Origin of the sequence: Streptomyces sp. NRRL S-37, from assembly GCF_000721605.1 — a bacterium.
Taxonomy (GTDB): Bacteria; Actinomycetota; Actinomycetes; order Streptomycetales; family Streptomycetaceae; genus Streptomyces.
Window position 1 is genome coordinate 211,828 of record NZ_JOIZ01000017.1, and the last position, 16,083, is coordinate 227,910.

The 16,083-nt window shown below is 70.7% G+C and carries 16 protein-coding genes and 1 riboswitch; of the genes, 3 read left to right on the forward strand and 13 right to left on the reverse strand.

Translation table 11 applies throughout. The annotated features are described in order from the left end of the window. Window positions 1-50 precede the first annotated feature (50 nt). A complete protein-coding gene (locus tag IH50_RS0124865; protein ID WP_030866404.1) occupies window positions 51-749 on the forward strand; it encodes an N-acetylmuramoyl-L-alanine amidase in 699 nt (232 codons plus the stop codon). Here the strand turns inward: IH50_RS0124865 and IH50_RS0124870 are convergent. The 3 genes from IH50_RS0124870 to IH50_RS42105 form a co-directional block, all read right to left on the reverse strand. Then, window positions 746-1,915, reverse strand: coding sequence for a cysteine desulfurase family protein (locus tag IH50_RS0124870; protein ID WP_030866407.1), 1,170 nt, complete (start codon window positions 1,913-1,915; stop codon window positions 746-748). The genes IH50_RS0124865 and IH50_RS0124870 overlap by 4 nt on opposite strands. Window positions 1,916-1,984: 69 nt before the next feature. After that, a complete protein-coding gene (locus IH50_RS0124875) occupies window positions 1,985-2,251 on the reverse strand; it encodes a hypothetical protein (RefSeq protein ID WP_030866411.1) in 267 nt (88 codons plus the stop codon). Window positions 2,252-2,303: 52 nt separating this feature from the next. Beyond that, a complete protein-coding gene (locus tag IH50_RS42105) occupies window positions 2,304-2,471 on the reverse strand; it encodes a hypothetical protein (RefSeq protein ID WP_030866415.1) in 168 nt (55 codons plus the stop codon). 113 nt (window positions 2,472-2,584) lie between these two features. On the opposite strand from IH50_RS42105, the gene IH50_RS0124885 reads away from it, so the two are divergent. Continuing rightward, on the forward strand, window positions 2,585-3,229 hold the full coding sequence (locus tag IH50_RS0124885; protein ID WP_030866417.1) for a TetR family transcriptional regulator: 645 nt from the start codon (window positions 2,585-2,587) through the stop codon (window positions 3,227-3,229). Between the two features lie 81 nt (window positions 3,230-3,310). On the opposite strand, the gene IH50_RS0124890 is transcribed toward IH50_RS0124885, so the two are convergent. The 10 genes from IH50_RS0124890 to IH50_RS0124935 form a co-directional block, all read right to left on the reverse strand. After that, window positions 3,311-4,168 (reverse strand): thioesterase family protein, encoded by an 858-nt coding sequence (locus IH50_RS0124890; RefSeq protein WP_030866421.1) that lies wholly within the window; start codon window positions 4,166-4,168, stop codon window positions 3,311-3,313. A gap of 57 nt (window positions 4,169-4,225) precedes the next feature. After that, window positions 4,226-4,882: a trimeric intracellular cation channel family protein gene (locus tag IH50_RS0124895; protein WP_030866424.1), complete on the reverse strand. Its 657-nt coding sequence runs from the start codon at window positions 4,880-4,882 to the stop codon at window positions 4,226-4,228. A 69-nt stretch (window positions 4,883-4,951) separates the two neighbouring features. Beyond that, on the reverse strand, window positions 4,952-6,604 hold the full coding sequence (locus IH50_RS42735; RefSeq protein ID WP_030866427.1) for a dipeptide ABC transporter ATP-binding protein: 1,653 nt from the start codon (window positions 6,602-6,604) through the stop codon (window positions 4,952-4,954). Continuing rightward, window positions 6,601-7,698, reverse strand: a complete 1,098-nt coding sequence (locus IH50_RS0124905) for an ABC transporter ATP-binding protein (protein WP_030866430.1) — start codon at window positions 7,696-7,698, stop codon at window positions 6,601-6,603. Before IH50_RS0124905 ends, IH50_RS42735 begins: the two co-directional genes overlap by 4 nt. Beyond that, on the reverse strand, window positions 7,695-8,702 hold the full coding sequence (locus IH50_RS0124910) for an ABC transporter permease (RefSeq protein WP_030866432.1): 1,008 nt from the start codon (window positions 8,700-8,702) through the stop codon (window positions 7,695-7,697). Before IH50_RS0124910 ends, IH50_RS0124905 begins: the two co-directional genes overlap by 4 nt. 69 nt (window positions 8,703-8,771) lie before the next feature. Continuing rightward, window positions 8,772-10,544, reverse strand: coding sequence for an ABC transporter substrate-binding protein (locus IH50_RS0124915; RefSeq protein ID WP_030866435.1), 1,773 nt, complete (start codon window positions 10,542-10,544; stop codon window positions 8,772-8,774). A gap of 37 nt (window positions 10,545-10,581) precedes the next feature. Beyond that, a complete protein-coding gene (locus IH50_RS0124920) occupies window positions 10,582-11,580 on the reverse strand; it encodes an ABC transporter permease (protein WP_030866439.1) in 999 nt (332 codons plus the stop codon). Between the two features lie 356 nt (window positions 11,581-11,936). After that, a complete protein-coding gene (locus IH50_RS0124925; protein WP_030866442.1) occupies window positions 11,937-12,731 on the reverse strand; it encodes an enhanced serine sensitivity protein SseB C-terminal domain-containing protein in 795 nt (264 codons plus the stop codon). A 199-nt stretch (window positions 12,732-12,930) separates the two neighbouring features. After that, the gene (locus IH50_RS0124930; protein WP_030866445.1) at window positions 12,931-13,710 is read right to left on the reverse strand and encodes an enhanced serine sensitivity protein SseB; all 780 of its coding nucleotides are present in this window, start codon (window positions 13,708-13,710) and stop codon (window positions 12,931-12,933) included. A 52-nt stretch (window positions 13,711-13,762) separates the two neighbouring features. Then, entirely contained in the window at window positions 13,763-14,431 is a 669-nt protein-coding gene (locus IH50_RS0124935) for an AAA family ATPase (protein ID WP_030866448.1), read from the reverse strand. A 223-nt stretch (window positions 14,432-14,654) separates the two neighbouring features. After that, window positions 14,655-14,755, forward strand: a riboswitch (glycine riboswitch). A 202-nt stretch (window positions 14,756-14,957) separates the two neighbouring features. Here IH50_RS0124935 and gcvT point away from each other — a divergent pair. Next, complete coding sequence (gene gcvT, locus IH50_RS0124940; protein ID WP_030866452.1) at window positions 14,958-16,076, forward strand: glycine cleavage system aminomethyltransferase GcvT; 1,119 nt, start codon at window positions 14,958-14,960, stop codon at window positions 16,074-16,076. The last annotated feature ends 7 nt before the right edge of the window (window positions 16,077-16,083 follow it).

The window sequence follows — 16,083 nt, forward strand, 5'->3', positions numbered from 1 at the left end:
GGGTACGGGGGCGTGGGAACCGCGGCCGCCGGATATCCGTTCCAGATCACATGGGGGCACAGAAGGCATCCGAGGACGGGGACCGGCGCATCGGGCGGCGGGCACTGATCGTGGGCGGGGTGGTGGCGGCGGCGGGCACGGCGGCGCTGGCGCGGGACGAGCTGGCGCGGCTGTGGTGGCGTGTGCCGGGTGTCGAGAAGCCGCGCGAGCAGGGTGTGGTGGACTACGCGGGCGCCCGCTGGGTGGCGGCCTCGGACGCCAACTGGCGCCGCGCGGACCGGCCGGACGACTTCGGCGTCGACATGGTGATCGTCCATGTCACCCAGGGCAGTTTCGACAGCGCGGTGCAGGCGTTCCAGGACCCGGACCACCAGGCCGCCTCGCACTACATCGTGGGCCAGGACGGCCGTGTCACCCAGATGATCCGCGAGCTGGACGTGGCCTACCACGCGGGCAACCGCGACTACAACGAGCGCAGTGTCGGCATCGAGCACGCGGGCTTCGTGGACCGCCCCGAGGACTTCACGGACGAGATGTACGAGGCGTCGGCCCGCCTCACGGCCCGCATATGCGCCCGCTACGGCATACCGGTCGACCGCGACCACATCATCGGCCACGTCGAGGTCCCGGGCACGGACCACACCGACCCGGGCCCCCACTGGGACTGGGACCGCTACATGAAGCTGGTCCGCCGCGCCCGCACGATGCAGGCTCGTCCCAGCCCTTCGGCTTCGGCCACGGCGGGCTAGGTCAGTCCCGCCGCGCGGGCCCGTTCCACCGCCGGGCCGATGGCCTTGGCCACGGCCTTCACATCGGCCTCCGTGGAGGTGTGGCCCAGGGAGAAACGCAGGGTTCCGCGGGCGAGGTCGGGGTCCACCCCGGTGGCCAGGAGGACGTGGCTGGGCTGGGCGACGCCGGCGGTGCAGGCGGATCCGGTGGAGCACTCGATGCCCTGGGCGTCCAGGAGGAGCAGCAGGGAGTCGCCCTCGCAGCCGGGGAAGGTGAAGTGCGCGTTGGCCGGAAGACGCCCCCCGGGCGCGGGGTCGCCGCCGAGGATGGCGTCCGGGACGGCCTCGTGGACCGCGGTGACCAGGTCGTCGCGCAGCCTGCCGATCTCGCGGGCGAACCACTCCTGCCGCTCGGCGGCGAGCCGCCCGGCGGTCGCGAAGGAGGCGACGGCCGGGACGTCGAGGGTGCCGGAGCGGACGTGGCGTTCCTGGCCGCCACCGTGGAGGACGGGCACGGGGGTGTGCTCGCGGCCCAGGAGCAGCGCACCGATGCCGTACGGGCCGCCGATCTTGTGGCCGGACACGGTCATCGCGGCGAGCCCCGACGCGGCGAAGTCCACCGGGACCTGGCCGAAGGCCTGGACCGCGTCGGAGTGCAGCGGCACGCCGAACTCGGCGGCGGTCTCGGCGAGTTCGCGGACCGGCAGGATCGTCCCGATCTCGTTGTTGGCCCACATGACGGTGGCGAGGGCGACATCGTCGGGGTTGCGGGCGATGGCCTCGCGCAGGGCGTCCGGGTGGACCCGGCCGTGGGAGTCGACCGGCAGGTACTCGACGGTGGCGCCCTCGTGCTCGCCGAGCCAGTGGACGGCGTCGAGGACGGCGTGGTGCTCGACGGGGCCGGCGAGGACCCGGGTGCGGGCCGGGTCCGCGGCGCGGCGGGACCAGTAGAGCCCCTTCACGGCGAGGTTGTCGGCCTCGGTCCCGCCGGAGGTGAACACGATCTCGCTGGGCCGGGCGCCGAGGGCCTCGGCGAGGGTTTCGCGGGCCTCCTCGACGGTGCGCCGGGCGCGGCGGCCGGCCGCGTGGAGGGAGGAGGCGTTGCCGGTGACGCCCAGGTGCGCGGTGAGCGCCTCGACCGCCTCGGGAAGCATCGGGGTGGTCGCGGCGTGGTCGAGGTAAGCCATGGTGGGGCCGATTCTACGGGGCCCCGTGCGGCGGCCACGGATCACGGTTGGCCGGGATGTGCCGCCCGCTCAGAAGCTCCACGAGATCGTGTGGTCCGCCTGGACGAACACGGCGAGGACGAGGAGGTCGGCCACGCCGAGTCCGAGCCCCAAAAAGGCCCGGCCGCGTCGGGCCGTGCCCCGCCACAGCGCCACGGCCGCCAGCACGACGGCGGTCGGGCCGAGGACGACGTTGAGGACGAGCAGGCCCAGCAGGCCCAGGACGAAGGACGCGACGGCCATGCCGTCGGCGTCACGGAAACCGGTGCGTCGGGCGGCCGGTGCGGTCAGATGCATGGTGATCGGCTCCCACGGTCGGAGGGACGGGGTTCGGACGGCCCGGTGCGGGTCAGTGCGCCGGGCCGCGGCGTCCGCGGCCGTGGCGCTCGCGCAGGGCGAAGACACCGAGCCATACGACGATGACGGCACCGGTGACGAGGGAGAAGGAGAGCGGGGCGTGGACGACGGCGCCCAGGACGACGCCCAGCAGGAGCAGCGCTGCGACGAGGAACAGCATGGGTGGATCCCCCAGATTCGGTGAACGGTTGTAGCTACAGTTGTTCACTGAGTTCCCAGGCTAGCGCGGCCCATGACTTTCCCATGACGGAGAACAGTTGTTAACTGCATGGCATGAGTCACACCCTCGGCGTCCGGCAGGCCCAGAAGTGGAAGACCCGGCGGGCGCTGCTCGACGCGGCGCTGGAGCTGCTGGAGGAGCAGAGCCTGAGCAGTCTGGGGCTGCGTGAGGTCACCCGTGCGGTGAGGGTGGCGCCGACCGCCTTCTACCGGCACTTCCGGTCCATCGAGGATCTGGGGGTGGCGCTGGTCGAGGAGGCGCTGGGCGGTCTGCACCCGATGATCCGGACGATCGTGTCCACGACCGGGGACGGTGAGGAACGCGTCGCGCGGGCCGTCGGGCTGATCGCGGGGCACGTCGACGCGCATCCGGCGCATGTGCGGTTCATCGCCCGGGAGCGGCACGGCGGGGTGCGGGCGGTGCGGGAGGCGATACGGGATCAGCTCGCGCTGTTCGCCGCGGAGGTGGCGGAGGCGCTGGCGGAGGATCCGGTGTCCGCGGGGTGGGGGGAGGAGGATCTGGCGATGCTGGCTCAGCTGTACGTGGATCAGATGCTGGTCACCGCGTCAGCGCTGCTGGAGGCTCCGGCGAGGGAGGCCGGGCGGGAGCGGGTGGTCCGGATGGCCGAGCGTCGGATGCGGTTGATCGGGATCGGGCGTGCGCACTGGCTGGACGGCGGGGTGGGTGGGGGCGGGTGAGGGGGTTTTTCGCCCCCGCCGCCCCTGCCCTCCCCCACTCTCGGCTTCGCTCGAGCGGGGGCACCCCCGGCGAGGCTGGATTCAGAGGCGGACCCGGGCCAGTTGGCGGGACTGGGCCACCAGGCGGTCCTCGCTGTCCCAGACCTCGGCGTCCTCCTCCAGGAAGCCGCCGGCGAGGTTGCGGGTGGTGACCGAGACGCGCAGCGGGCCCGGAGCGGGGCGGCAGCGGACGTGGACGGTCAGCTCCACCGTGGGGACCCAGCCGGTCAGGCCCAGCTCGAAGGCGGTCGGCGGCAGGGCGTCCACCGCGAGGAGCAGCGCGAACGGGTCGGGGTCCCGGCCGTCGGCGAGACCGAACCAGGCCCGCATCTCCCCCTTGCCGGACGGCTGCCCGAGCGCCCATCCCAGGGTTGAGGGGTCGAGCTTGAGCATCAGGCGCTCGGTGATGGCGGAGCCGCCGTCGACCGGGGCGGGGCCGTCCTCCGCTCCGAAGCACTGCTCCATCGGCGGTATCGCGGGCGGCTCGGCCGTCGTACGGACGTCGTCGGGCAGGGAGTCCAGATCACCGTAGGAGGCGAGGACACGGATGCGCTCCACCTCGCGGCCCTGCTCGTCGAACTGGAACAGGGACGCCTGGCCGGTCGACAGGGTCCGTCCGGTGCGCACGGTCTCGGTGCGGACGACGGCCGGGCCCGGCCGGGAGGCGGTCAGATAGTGCGCGGAGAGGGTGAACGGGTCGGCGTGCGGCAGGGTGTCCGCGAGCGCGCGGCCCAGGACCGCCAGCAGATAGCCGCCGTTGACGGCGTTGAAGATCGTCCAGTCGGCGGAGAGGTCGATGTCGTAGACACCGGGCGCACGCGGGGTGAGAGCGGTGTCGCGGTCGAACTCACTGGCGCCGATGGTGGCCCTGACGGACTGGGCGGAGGCTGCTTCTGGCATGGCTGAACAGTACAAGAAGATAATACTAAGCGGTAGCTTTGCCGGTGTGCCCGGGAACTACTCCTCCTGGACCGTCGAGCGGCGGTGCCATGCGCGAGGGGCCCGCCAGTGGTAGCGCATCGCGAGCAGCCGCAGCACGAAGGCCGTGACCACGGCGACACCGCTGGTCCCCGCGTTCAGCGCGTCGTAGCGGATGCACAGCGCGGTCAGGGCGGCACCGACGACGGCCGGGACGGCGTACAGGTCGCGGTCCCAGCGCAGCAGCGACGGCACCTCGTTGGCGAGCACGTCGCGCAGCACACCGCCGCCGACCGCGGTGGCCAGGCCCAGGCAGGCGGAGGCGGTCAGGCCGAGGCCGTAGTCGTACGCCTTGGTCGTGCCGACGACGCAGAAGAGGCCGAGGCCTGCCGCGTCGAAGACGTTGACGCCGGTCTGGATGCGTTCCACGTGCGGGTGGAGGAAGAACACCAGGACCGTGGCGAGCAGCGGGGTGACGAAGTACCCCAGGTCCGTGAAGGCGGCGGGCGGTACGGCGCCGATGACCAGGTCGCGGAAGAGGCCGCCGCCGAGCGCGGTGACCTCGGAGAGTACGGCGATGCCGAAGACGTCGAAGTTCTTGCGGACGGCCAGCAGGGCGCCGGAGATCGCGAAGACGAAGATGCCGATCAGGTCGAGCGTGTGCAGGACGGACGGACTGAACAGTTGCTGGAGCACCCTGCCATTCTCACCCGTGAACGAGCCCCCGCCTTACAAACGAAGGCGGGGGCTCGCGGTCAAGCTGGGTTACTTCTCCTTGGTCAGAGGCCCGGCGTCGGTGTCGGTGTCGGTCCCGGGGGCGTCCGTCTCCGCGGGGCCGGACGCGGCGGCCTCGGCCTTCACGGCCTCGGACTCCGCTTCCGCCTGCCCCGCCTCGGACTCGGCCTCCGCCTGCCCCGCTTCGGACTCAGCCTCCGCCGGCTCCGTCTTGGTCTCGGCCTCCGCCGACTCCACCTCGGACTCCGCTTCCGCCTGCCCCGCCTCGGACTCCGCTTCCGCCTGCCCCGCCTCGGACTCAGCCTCCGCCGCCCCCGCCTTGGTCTCGGCCTCCGCCGACTCCACCTCGGACTCCGCTTCCGCCTGCCCCGCCTCGGACTCAGCCTCCGCCGCCCCCGCCTTGGTCTCGGCTTCCGCCGGCTTCGCCTCGGACTCGGCTTCCGCCGGCTTCGCCTCGGAGCCGGCTTCCGCCTCAGGCTCGGAGGCCTTCGGCTTCGTGCCCTCCGCGTCCGCCGCCGCCCCCGCCGAGGTCTCCTCGGACTTCGAGGTCTCCGCGGACTTCGCCGGCGCCTTCTGCGGGACCGTCGCCGCCGCCTCCTTGGCGGCGGTCAGCAGGACGACGTCCTGCGGAGCCTGGTCCGCGAAGTTCTCCGGGTGGTGGCAGGCCACCCGCTGGCCCGGCCGCAGCTCCTTCAGCGGCGGTTCCGTGGTCGTGCAGATCTGCGTCGCCTTCCAGCACCGGGTGTGGAAGCGGCAGCCGCTCGGCGGGGAGATCGGCGAGGGCACGTCACCCCGGAGCAGGATGCGCTCGCTCTTGGTGCCCCGGCGCTTCGGGTCCGGCACCGGCACGGCCGACATCAGGGCCTTGGTGTACGGGTGCATCGGCGTCTCGTACAGCGAGGTGCGGTCGGCGAGCTCGACGATCTTGCCCAGGTACATCACCGCGATCCGGTCCGAGACGTGCCGGACGACGGACAGATCGTGCGCGATGATCACGTACGTCAGGCCGAGCTCCTCCTGGAGGTCGTCCATGAGGTTGACGACCTGCGCCTGGATCGACACGTCCAGCGCGGAGACGGGCTCGTCCGCGACGACCAGCTTCGGCTTCAGGGCCAGCGCGCGGGCGATGCCGATGCGCTGGCGCTGGCCGCCGGAGAATTCGTGCGGGTAGCGGTTGTAGTGCTCGGGGCTCAGGCCCACCAGCTCCAGGAGCCGCTGGACCTCCTTCTTCACCCCGCCCTCCGGCTCCACGCCCTGGAGCCGGAACGGCGCCGAGACGATGCCGCCGATGGTGTGCCGCGGGTTCAGCGAGCCGTACGGGTCCTGGAAGATCATCTGGATGTCCCGCCGCAGCGGACGCATCCCGGCCGTGTTCAGCCGCGTGATGTCCTTGCCCTCGAAGCTGATCGAGCCGCCGGTCGGGTCCTGGAGCCGGGTGATGACCCGGCCCATGGTCGACTTGCCGCAGCCCGACTCGCCGACCACGCCGAGGGTCTCGCCCTTGCGCACCTCGAAGTCGATGCCGTCGACGGCCTTGACCGCACCGACCTGGCGCCGCAGGACACCCTTGCGGATCGGGAAGTGCTTCTGCAGGCCCTCGACCTTGAGCAGCACCTCGCGCTCCTCGGGAGCGGCGGCCTGGGCCGGGACCGTCGTCGCGTCCGTCTTCTTGGTCTCACTCACAGCTTCGGCACAATCTCTTCGGTCCAGATCCGCGTGCGGTCCTCCGGCGAGAGGTGGCAGGCGGAGAAGTGCCCGCTGCCGACCGGCTGGAGCTCCGGGCGCACGGTACGGGTGACATCCCCCTTGGGGAGGTCGGCGTACGGGCAGCGGGGGTGGAAGGCGCAGCCCGAGGGGACGTTGATCAGGCTCGGCGGCGAGCCCTTGACCGGGATGAGCCGCTCGGAGGTCTCGCGGTCGACGCGCGGCATCGAGCCGAGCAGACCCCAGGTGTACGGGTGCTGCGGCCGCTCGAAGACGTCGTCGACCGAGCCGCGCTCCACGCACCGGCCGCCGTACATCACCAGGACGTCGTCGGCGATCTCGGCGACCACGCCGAGATCGTGGGTGATGAGGATGACCGCGGAGCCGAACTCCTTCTGCAGGTCCCGGACGAGGTCGAGGATCTGCGCCTGGACGGTCACGTCCAGGGCGGTCGTCGGCTCGTCCGCGATGAGCAGTTCGGGGTTGTTGACCAGCGCCATGGCGATCATCGCGCGCTGGCGCATACCGCCGGAGAACTCGTGCGGGTGGTTGTCGACCCGCTTGTCGGGCTCGGGGATGCCGACCCGGTCGAGCATCTCGATCGCCCGCTTGCGCGCGACCTTCTTGCTGACGTCGTGGTGGACCCGGTACGCCTCCACGATCTGGTTGCCGATCGTGTAGTACGGGTGCATCGCGGACAGCGGGTCCTGGAAGATCATCGCCATCTCGCGGCCGCGCAGCCGGCGCACCTCGTCCGGGTCGGCGGAGACGAGCTCCTTGCCGCCCAGCCAGATCTCGCCGGACATCCGCACGTTCTTGCCGCGGGAGCCGAGCCGGTGCAGGCCCATGATCGCGAGCGAGGTGACGGACTTGCCCGAGCCGGACTCGCCGACGATGCAGAGGGTCTTGCCCTTCTCCACCTCGAAGCTGAGCCCGTCGACGGACTTGACCAGGCCGTCGTCGGTGGGGAAGTGCACCTTGAGGTCGCGGACCGCGAGGAACGCGTCGGGCGCGTTCGAGGGCGAGCTCGTGGGTTCGCCCACGGCGGCCCCGGTCTTGGAGAGTTCGGTCACGAGAGCCTCACGCGAGGGTCGGCGGCGGCGTACAGCAGGTCCACCAGGAGATTTGCGATCACGACGAAGAAGGCTGCGAGCAGGGTCACGCCGAGGATCGGGGGAAGGTCGTTGTCGGTGATGCCCTGTACCGCGTACTGGCCGATGCCGGGCAGTGAGAACACCTTCTCGGTGATCACGGCGCCGCCGAGCAGCAGGCCGAGGTCCATGCCGAAGACGGTGATGATCGGGGTCAGCGCGGCCCGCAGACCGTGCCGGGTCACGACCTTGCGCTCGCGCAGACCCTTGGCCCGGGCCGTGCGGATGAAGTCCTCGTTCATCGTCTCCAGCATGCCCGAGCGGGTGAGCCGCGCGTAGATGGCGGAGTACAGCAGGGCCAGCGAACACCAGGCCGGGAAGAGCGTGTTGGCCCACTGGGCCGGGTTCTCGGTGAGCGGTACGTAGGTGCGCCCGAAGATCGGCCACTGGAAGGTGAACAGCAGCAGCGCCAGGTTGCCGGTGAAGAACATGGGCAGCGAGACACCGGCGAGCGCGACGCCCATGAAGGTGCGGTCGAAGACGCTGCGGGGCTTGAGCGCGGAGATCACGCCGATCAGGACACCGGAGAGCAGCCACAGCACGGCGGCACCGCCGGCCAGCGAGAGGGTCACCGGGAGGCGCGAGGTGAGCTGCGGCCACACCTCGACGTGGTTCTTGAAGGAGTAGCCGAAGCAGGGCGCGTTGCATTGCGCCGTCGTGGGGCCCAGGTTGTAGGTGGCGCCGCTGACGATCCCCTTGATGAAATGCCAGTACTGGACGTACAGGGGCTGGTCCAGACCGAGGTTCTGCTTGACCGCGAGGATGTCCGCCTTCGTCGGGCTCTTTCCGATGTACTGCTGCGCGAGCTGGTCGGCGGTCTGGCCGGCGAGCCGCGGCAGCAAAAAGAAGATCGCGAAGGTGACCGCGGTGACGACCAGCAGCAGGATCACTGCCGCGAACGTCCGACGGAGGATATACGAGATCACGGGGACCGGCGCTGGTGCCCGCGGGCCGCGAAGCCCGCGGGCACCAAAGCCTTCACCTGCCTTCCGGGGCTACTTCTTGGTCGTACCGATGTTGAGGTAGTCGTACTGACCGCTCCAGGCCGACGACGACACCAGGTTGGTGAAGTTCGCGGGGCGGTACAGCAGGACCTTGAAGTAGGTCAGCGGGACGAGGGCGGCCTGGTCCATCGCACGCTTGTCGATCTGGGCGTACATCGAGTTGCGCTCGGCGGCGTCCTCGGTGGCGATGGCCTTGCCGAGCGTCTCGTTGATCTGCTTGTCGTCGAGGTACGACAGGTTCGTGTTGCCGGAGGTGCCGATCGCGTCACCGTTCAGGATCTGCTGGAGGAAGCCGTAGCCGGACGGCCAGTCGGCACCCCACTGCATCATGTGCAGACCGATGTTCTGCTTCTTGTTGAACGACGGCACACCCACCTGGTCGGTGAAGTACTTGCCCGACGGGTACTGCTTCAGGCTGGCGTTGATGCCGACCTTCTTCAGCGAGGCGATGATCGCGGTGGCCGCGTCGATCTCCTGCGGGCGGTCGCTGCGCGCCGAGATGTTGGTGTTGATGGTCGTCTTGCCGCAGGCCTTCAGCTGCTCCTTGGCCTTGGCCACGTCGCCCTTGTTGCCGGCGGTGGCGTAGGCGTCCGTCTTCTCGTAGCCGGGGATGTCCGGCGGCAGGACGGTGGTGGCGATGTCACCGCGGATCGGGCCGCCCAGGGCGGTCTGCACGGAGACCTTGTCGACGGCGTACTGGACGGCCTTGCGGCACTCGACCTTGTCGAACGGGGCGACCTGGGTGTTGATCGCCATGTAGACGAGGCGGCCACCGTAGGTGTTGTCGGTGTTGGCCTTCAGGGCGACGTCGTTGACGACCTTCGCCTGCGTGGCGGCCTGGACGCCCGTGCCGCCGAGGTCGATCGCGGTGCCGGCCTGGACGTCCTGGTCGATCGTCTCGGCGTTGACCTTGAGCTTGACGACGATCTTGTCCGGGTACTGCTTGCGCAGCGGGTCCGTCTTCGCGTCCCAGTTCTCGTTGCGGACGAGGACGACCTGCTTGCCCTCCTCGTAGCTCTCGAACTTGTACGAGCCGGAGGACACGATGTTCTTGACGTAGTCGACGCCCTTGTCCTTGGCCTGGGGCACCGGGGCCGTCTGCGGCGTCGCGACCAGGTAGTCGAACTCCTGGAAGGCGCGGTTGAGGTGGAAGACGATCGTGGTGTCGTCCGGCGTCTCGATGGACTTCAGGCCCTCGGGGCTCTTGTCCTTGTAGGGGCCCTTGTACTTGTCGCCGCCCTCGAGGAACTGCTGGAAGTAGTTCGGGCCGAGGGAGAGCACGTCACGCGCGAAGTTGGAGCGCTCGACGGCGTACTTGACGTCCTTCGAGGTGATCGGAGTGCCGTCCTGGTACTTCAGGCCCGAACGCAGCTTGTACGTCCAGGTCTTGCCGCCGTCGCTCGGCACACCCTTGCTGGCCGCGAGGTCCGGGACCAGCGTGTTGCCCTCCTCGCCCGCACCGGGCTGGAAGGTCATCAGCGGGCGGGCGTAGAGCCGGCTGAGGTTGTACATGTACGCGTAGTACGTGTTGCCGGGGTCGAAGGAGTCCGGGACGTCCGAGTACTCGTACGTGACCGTCCCACCCTTCTGGGTGGAGGCGTTGACGACACCCTTGGTCGCTGCGTTGGCCTCAGCCGACTTCTTTCCGTTGCTGTCCGAGTTGTCATCGGCCTTGCTGCAAGCCGAAAGCAGCAAGCTCGCACTGCCGATGGCCGCGACCGCGGCCAGCGCTGACCTTCGCATGATGGTCTGCTTCCCCTCCATTGGTGGCAAAACTTTGGACTCTCGTGGCAGCCGCTGGTCAGCGGCTGCGCGGGTCGAGAGCGTCACGGAGACCGTCGCCGAGCAGGTTGAACGCCAGGACGGTCACGAAGATGGCGAGACCCGGCACGATCATGAACTGGGGATCGACCTGGTAGAAGGCGACCGCCTGGTTGAGCATGCCGCCCCACGAGGCCTGGGGCGGCTGGATGCCGACACCGAGGAAGCTCAGGGACGCCTCGAAAAGGATGTTGGTCGGGATGAGCAGCGTCGAGTAGACGATGATCGGACCCACGAGGTTCGGCAGCAGCTCCCGGAAGAGGATGTACGGCCCCTTGGCCCCCATCCCCCGGGAGGCGTCGACGAACTCCCGCTCACGCAGGGCCAGCGTCTGGCCCCGGACGATGCGGCCCAGATAGGGCCAGTTGAAGAAACCGATGACGAAGATCAGCACGCCGATGTGCAGCGGCAGACCCTCCAGACCGAAGGCGCCGCCCTGCAGGGTCGCCGAGATGGCGATCGCGAACAGCAGGAGGGGGAACGCCAGGAAGGTGTCCATCAGACGGCTGATGATCGTGTCGACGCGTCCGCCGTAGTAGCCGGCCACCACGCCGAGGATCGCGCCGATCGTGTTGGACAGGAGCGTGGCGCCGAAGGCGACGACCAGCGAGACCCAGGAGCCCTCCAGGATGCGGGTGGCGATGTCCCGGCCGAACTTCGGCTCCACACCGAGCGGGTGGTCCCAGCTCATGCCGCCGAAGTCGCCCTTGGGCAGCGAGGTGTTGGGGTCGATCAGATCCTGGTTGAGGACGTTGGGGTCCAGGCCGAAGATCGCCTGGATCGGGCGGGAGAGGATCGCCAGGAGGATCAGCAGGGCCACGATGACCCCGCCGGCCACGGCGACCTTGTCCTTCTTGAAACGGGACCAGGCGATCTGCCCCAGGGAACGACCCTCGATCTGCCCCTTGTCGGCACCGTCGAGGACAGCCTCGGGCTGTACCTCGGCTTGTGCCCCGGTGGTCTCGATCGGTGCGGTCACAGTGACCTGACCCCTCTCGCCGGTGGTGACCGGCCTACACCCGCCGTTGATCACGGCTTTGTCAACTTGCTTTCGATCACAGGATCGAACGATCCGGCATCTGTGTCGGGAGTCTTCAGCGTCTTCACGATCACCCGCCAGGCCTGACCGGGAAAGTATGCACAACCGTGATGCACTGCATGGGATTCCGTTATCCGAACAGTGGGTAACACCCTTCGGACGTCTGACAGTTGGGACACAACGGCGTAATCGATGATCTTCGTGACGATTCACCGCTGTCTACGCGCGAAGAAATGTGCCCACGGCGTGAAGATCACGGATGCCGTCGGCGCGGCCGGCGGAAGCCCGTCACTCCGTCAGTGGACCCCACGGGCCGGAGGGTAGCCGTACCCGGCGGCGGGTGCCTGGGCGGGGGCCGCGTGGGCCTCGCGGTCGTAGAACGGCCGGGAGTTGACGCGCAGCCACATCGCGACCGGGTCGTACTCGTCGGACATCGCGACGGTCGACACGGGCAGTCCGTCCGGGACCGCGCCGAGGGACTGCCGCATCATCGCGCGTACGGCGTCCACGGCGGGCGGGGAGGTGTCGTACACGTCCAGGCCGATGGCGAGGTACGGGGCGCCCAGCGCGGGCTGCACCCAGGCGCGGCGCAGGGCGCGGACGGCCGGGGTGCGGTGGGCGTTCTGCGCGAGGAGGGCGTAGAACTGCGGGATCGCGATGGCCGGTTCGGACAGCCGCAGCGGTCCGGCGGGCTGGCGGTCCAGGCCGCCGGCGATCCGGCGCAGGTCCAGCCAGGGGATGCCGACGCCGCCGCCGGGGGCGTGCGGATTGAGCCAGAGGCCGTAGCGGTCGGGGTAGAGCGCGCGGGCCACTTCGAGGCCGTCGACCACCTCGTACGACCGGTTCCAGCCGCTGGCGGACAGCTCCTGGGCGGAGGTGACGCAGGGCGCGTAGCCGAAGCCGTCGACCTCCATGTTTCCGTACTGGGCGTCCGGGGAGCCGGCCTGGCCGTGCCAGAGCAGCATCCAGACCTGGCCGGAGGCGGGGGTCGCGAGGGCGCGCAGCAGTGCCTCGTACGCGTCGTAACGCCCGGGCGTCACCTGGCGCAGCATGTGCTCGACCTGTCCGGTCGCCGCGGTGCCAGCGCTCACTTGTATCGCCCCTCCGTACCTCGCCAGCGGATGGACCTAGCTTAAGCCGACGTTGTGCAGCGGGCTGCCTGGCTGCGTTGCGGCAAGCTCGCGGAAGAGCTCGGGGCTGCGCGTTGTCCGGCGGGTGCGGGTGCGTCCTGGTTGGTCGCGCCCGCGCGGCGGAGCCGCACATCGATACAGCCCCGCGCCCCTGGGGGGGTTACTGCTGGCGCTGGTAGAAGGGGCGGACCTTGGTGCGGAGCCAGTCGCCGACCGGGTCCTGGGCGATGTCCAGGACGATGAGGTTGACCGGCCAGGGGGTGGGGGTGCGGCCGAGGGCCCGGCCCAGGGCGTTCAGGGGGAGGGTGCGGGCGTCGCCCTCCCACCGGGAGAGTTCCACGCCGACGAAGAGGACCGGGTCGGCCGTCTCGATCGCGGCGAGGCAGCGGCGGGCGGTGGTCACCACGCCGAGGGCGTCGAACTCCGCCGAGGCGGCGGCGAGGAAGTCCAGGGGGTCGTCCTGCCAGTCGGGTTCGAACAGCCGGACCCGGCCGCCGGCCGCCGCGCCGTCCAGGGGGGTGTGTCCGGCCCGGCAGAGTTCGGCCACCGCCGGCGGCGGCAGCGGGATGCCGACCACGCCGCCGGGGTTCACCGCGATCCCGGCCTGCGGTGGCAGGCCGCGGGCGAACTCGACGGCGGGCGCGATCGTGTACGGCATGTGGGAGCCGACGACCTGGCGGAACTGCTCCTCGGAGCTGAAGACGGGGACGTGGGCCTGGCCGTCGATCTCCATGGTGGGCAGGTCCAGCGGGCCGCTGTCCGGGCCGCCGCCGTTCGGCAGCGGGATCCAGACGAAGCTGCGGCCCAGCACCTCGACGATCCTGCCGCCCGCCGAGGGGACGCCGAGGGAGGCGGAGAGCACCTCCTCCAGCTCGTTGCCGGGCCATCCTCCGTGCGGATGGGGGTGCGTCTGTGCCGGGAAGTCCGCCGGGAAATCCATCTGCCTACCGCCTGCTGCCTGGAACCACTGCTGTGGCTGGAAAGGCTACCGGTCAGCCCGTGAAGCCGATCCGGCGCAGCGCGTCCGCCGCGTCCCGGTCGAGCAGGACCGCCGACCCCGCGCCCGCCGTCGGCGTGCCCCGCTCCACCGCGCGCAGCAGCCGCTCACTCGCCGCGCGGTGCCGCAGGAACGCGTACCGGGAGACACCGCGCCCGCGTGCGCGCTGGCCGGCCAGGGCCTGCTGCGGGGTGACGTCGAGCAGCAGCAGGTGCAGGCTCGCGCCCCGGCGGCGGGCCTCGCGGGCCAGCCAGCGGCGCACCCAGGCCTGTGTACCGCAGTCGTGCACGACGACCGGCTCTCCGGTCCGCAGCACGCGGCGCAGTCCGGCGTAGTGGGCGAGGCGGACCAGCGGGCGGTAGACCGCGTACGGCAGGAAGCGCGGCATGCGGCGGTCCCAGCGGTCCCGGGTGTCCTGGGAGTCGACGCGGGTGCCGCGCACCGTGCGCCGCATCAGGGTGGACTTGCCGCTGCCGGGCAGCCCGGTGACCACGACGAGGTCCCGGGGCCCGAAGAGCAGGGCGCGCGGGCTGCGGCCGGCCCGCGCGCGCAGATCGCGGACGACGGGCGCCGGCAGCGCGCCGCGGGCCCGACGGGCCTGGGCGGCCGGCTGCTGGGGCAGCGCGACGCCCGTGGTGGTGGCGCACGCCGTGGTCCTGTTCACCGTGATCGTCCTCCCCTGGGGCCGGGTACGAGTACCGATCCCCGCCGAGTGTAAAGAGAAGGTAATGCCGAGTGTCTGTCGTTTCCGTCCGTTTCCTGAAACAGGCGTGTCACAGCTGTCCGTGACGGTGTCCGCACACCCGGTGCGCCCCCTGGGAAGGGTCCCCCTGCCGCGCCCCCGCGATGCGTGCAATGATGTGCGCGCCAACTGCATACCGGCCGTTTGAATCCGCGCGGGAGAGTCCCCGGCACCGTTTGCCGCCGGGGCGCCGAAGGAGCAAGTCCCTCCCTTGAATCTCTCAGGCCCCGTTACCGCGCGGGCGAGGCACATCTGAAAAGCGGGCCGCCGAAGGGCATGCAGCAGTGCTCCGGTGGCTCCACCCAAGGTGCAAGTCAGGACCGTCCCCGCGGGGGGCGTCATGGCGAACCTCTCAGGTTCCGATGACAGATGGGGAGGAACGTCCTCGCCCTCCCCACGCTCGAACGAACTCGCGCGAGGGGACCCCATCGCCTTGGGAGACCGACCGATGAGCAGTACCGAACCCCGCCGGACCGCGCTCGACGCCCTGCACCGTTCGCTCGGCGCGACGATGACCGACTTCGCCGGCTGGGACATGCCCCTGCGCTACGGCTCCGAGCGCGACGAGCACAACGCCGTCCGCACCAGGGCCGGCCTCTTCGACCTCTCGCACATGGGTGAGATCACCGTCACCGGACCGGGGACCGCCGAGCTGCTGGACTTCGCGCTGGTCGGCGACATCGGCGGCGTGCGGCCGGGCCGCGCCCGCTACACCATGATCTGCCGTGAGGACGGCGGCATCCTGGACGACCTGATCGTCTACCGGCTGGACGACACCGAGTACATGGTGGTCGCCAACGCCTCCAACGCGCAGACCGTGCTCGACGCGCTCGTCGAGCGCTCGGCCGGCTTCGACGCCGAGGTCCGCGACGACCGCGACGCCTACGCGCTGCTGGCCGTGCAGGGCCCCGAGTCCCCCGCCATCCTCGCCTCGCTCACCGACGCCGACCTGGACGGCCTGAAGTACTACGCCGGCCTGCCCGGCACGGTCGCCGGTGTGCCCGCGCTCATCGCCCGTACCGGCTACACCGGCGAGGACGGCTTCGAGCTGTTCGTGAAGCCCGAGCACGCGGTGGAGCTGTGGCAGGCGCTGACCAAGGCGGGCGAGGGCGCGGGCCTGGTCCCCTGCGGGCTGTCCTGCCGGGACACGCTCCGTCTGGAGGCCGGCATGCCGCTGTACGGCCATGAGCTGAGCACCTCCCTCACGCCCTTCGACGCCGGTCTGGGCCGGGTGGTGAAGTTCGAGAAGGAGGGCGACTTCGTGGGCCGTGCGGCGCTCGCCGAGGCCGCCGGGCGCGCCGCCTCCGAGCCGCCCCGCGTCCTGGTCGGCCTGGTCGCCGAGGGCCGCCGGGTCCCGCGCGCCGGGTACGCGGTCGTGGCCGGCGGCGAGGTGATCGGCGAGGTCACCTCCGGCGCCCCCTCCCCCACGCTGGGCAAGCCGATCGCGATGGCGTACGTCGACGCCTCCCACGCGGCGCCCGGCACCGAGGGGGTCGGCGTGGACATCCGCGGCAGCCACGAGCCGTACGAGGTCGTGGCGCTGCCGTTCTACAAGCGGCGGAAGTGACACCGTC

Excerpts from the sequence above, each read along its gene's own strand:
- gcvT (WP_030866452.1), top strand. The coding sequence starts at position 14,958 with ATGAGCAGTACCGAACCCCGCCGGACCGCGCTCGACGCCCTGCACCGT.
- IH50_RS0124865 (WP_030866404.1), top strand. The coding sequence starts at position 51 with ATGGGGGCACAGAAGGCATCCGAGGACGGGGACCGGCGCATCGGGCGG.
- IH50_RS0124870 (WP_030866407.1), bottom strand. The coding sequence starts at position 1,915 with ATGGCTTACCTCGACCACGCCGCGACCACCCCGATGCTTCCCGAGGCG.
- IH50_RS0124915 (WP_030866435.1), bottom strand. The coding sequence starts at position 10,544 with ATGGAGGGGAAGCAGACCATCATGCGAAGGTCAGCGCTGGCCGCGGTC.
- IH50_RS0124885 (WP_030866417.1), top strand. The coding sequence starts at position 2,585 with ATGAGTCACACCCTCGGCGTCCGGCAGGCCCAGAAGTGGAAGACCCGG.
- IH50_RS42105 (WP_030866415.1), bottom strand. The coding sequence starts at position 2,471 with ATGCTGTTCCTCGTCGCAGCGCTGCTCCTGCTGGGCGTCGTCCTGGGC.
- IH50_RS0124875 (WP_030866411.1), bottom strand. The coding sequence starts at position 2,251 with ATGCATCTGACCGCACCGGCCGCCCGACGCACCGGTTTCCGTGACGCC.
- IH50_RS0124930 (WP_030866445.1), bottom strand. The coding sequence starts at position 13,710 with ATGGATTTCCCGGCGGACTTCCCGGCACAGACGCACCCCCATCCGCAC.
- IH50_RS0124890 (WP_030866421.1), bottom strand. The coding sequence starts at position 4,168 with ATGCCAGAAGCAGCCTCCGCCCAGTCCGTCAGGGCCACCATCGGCGCC.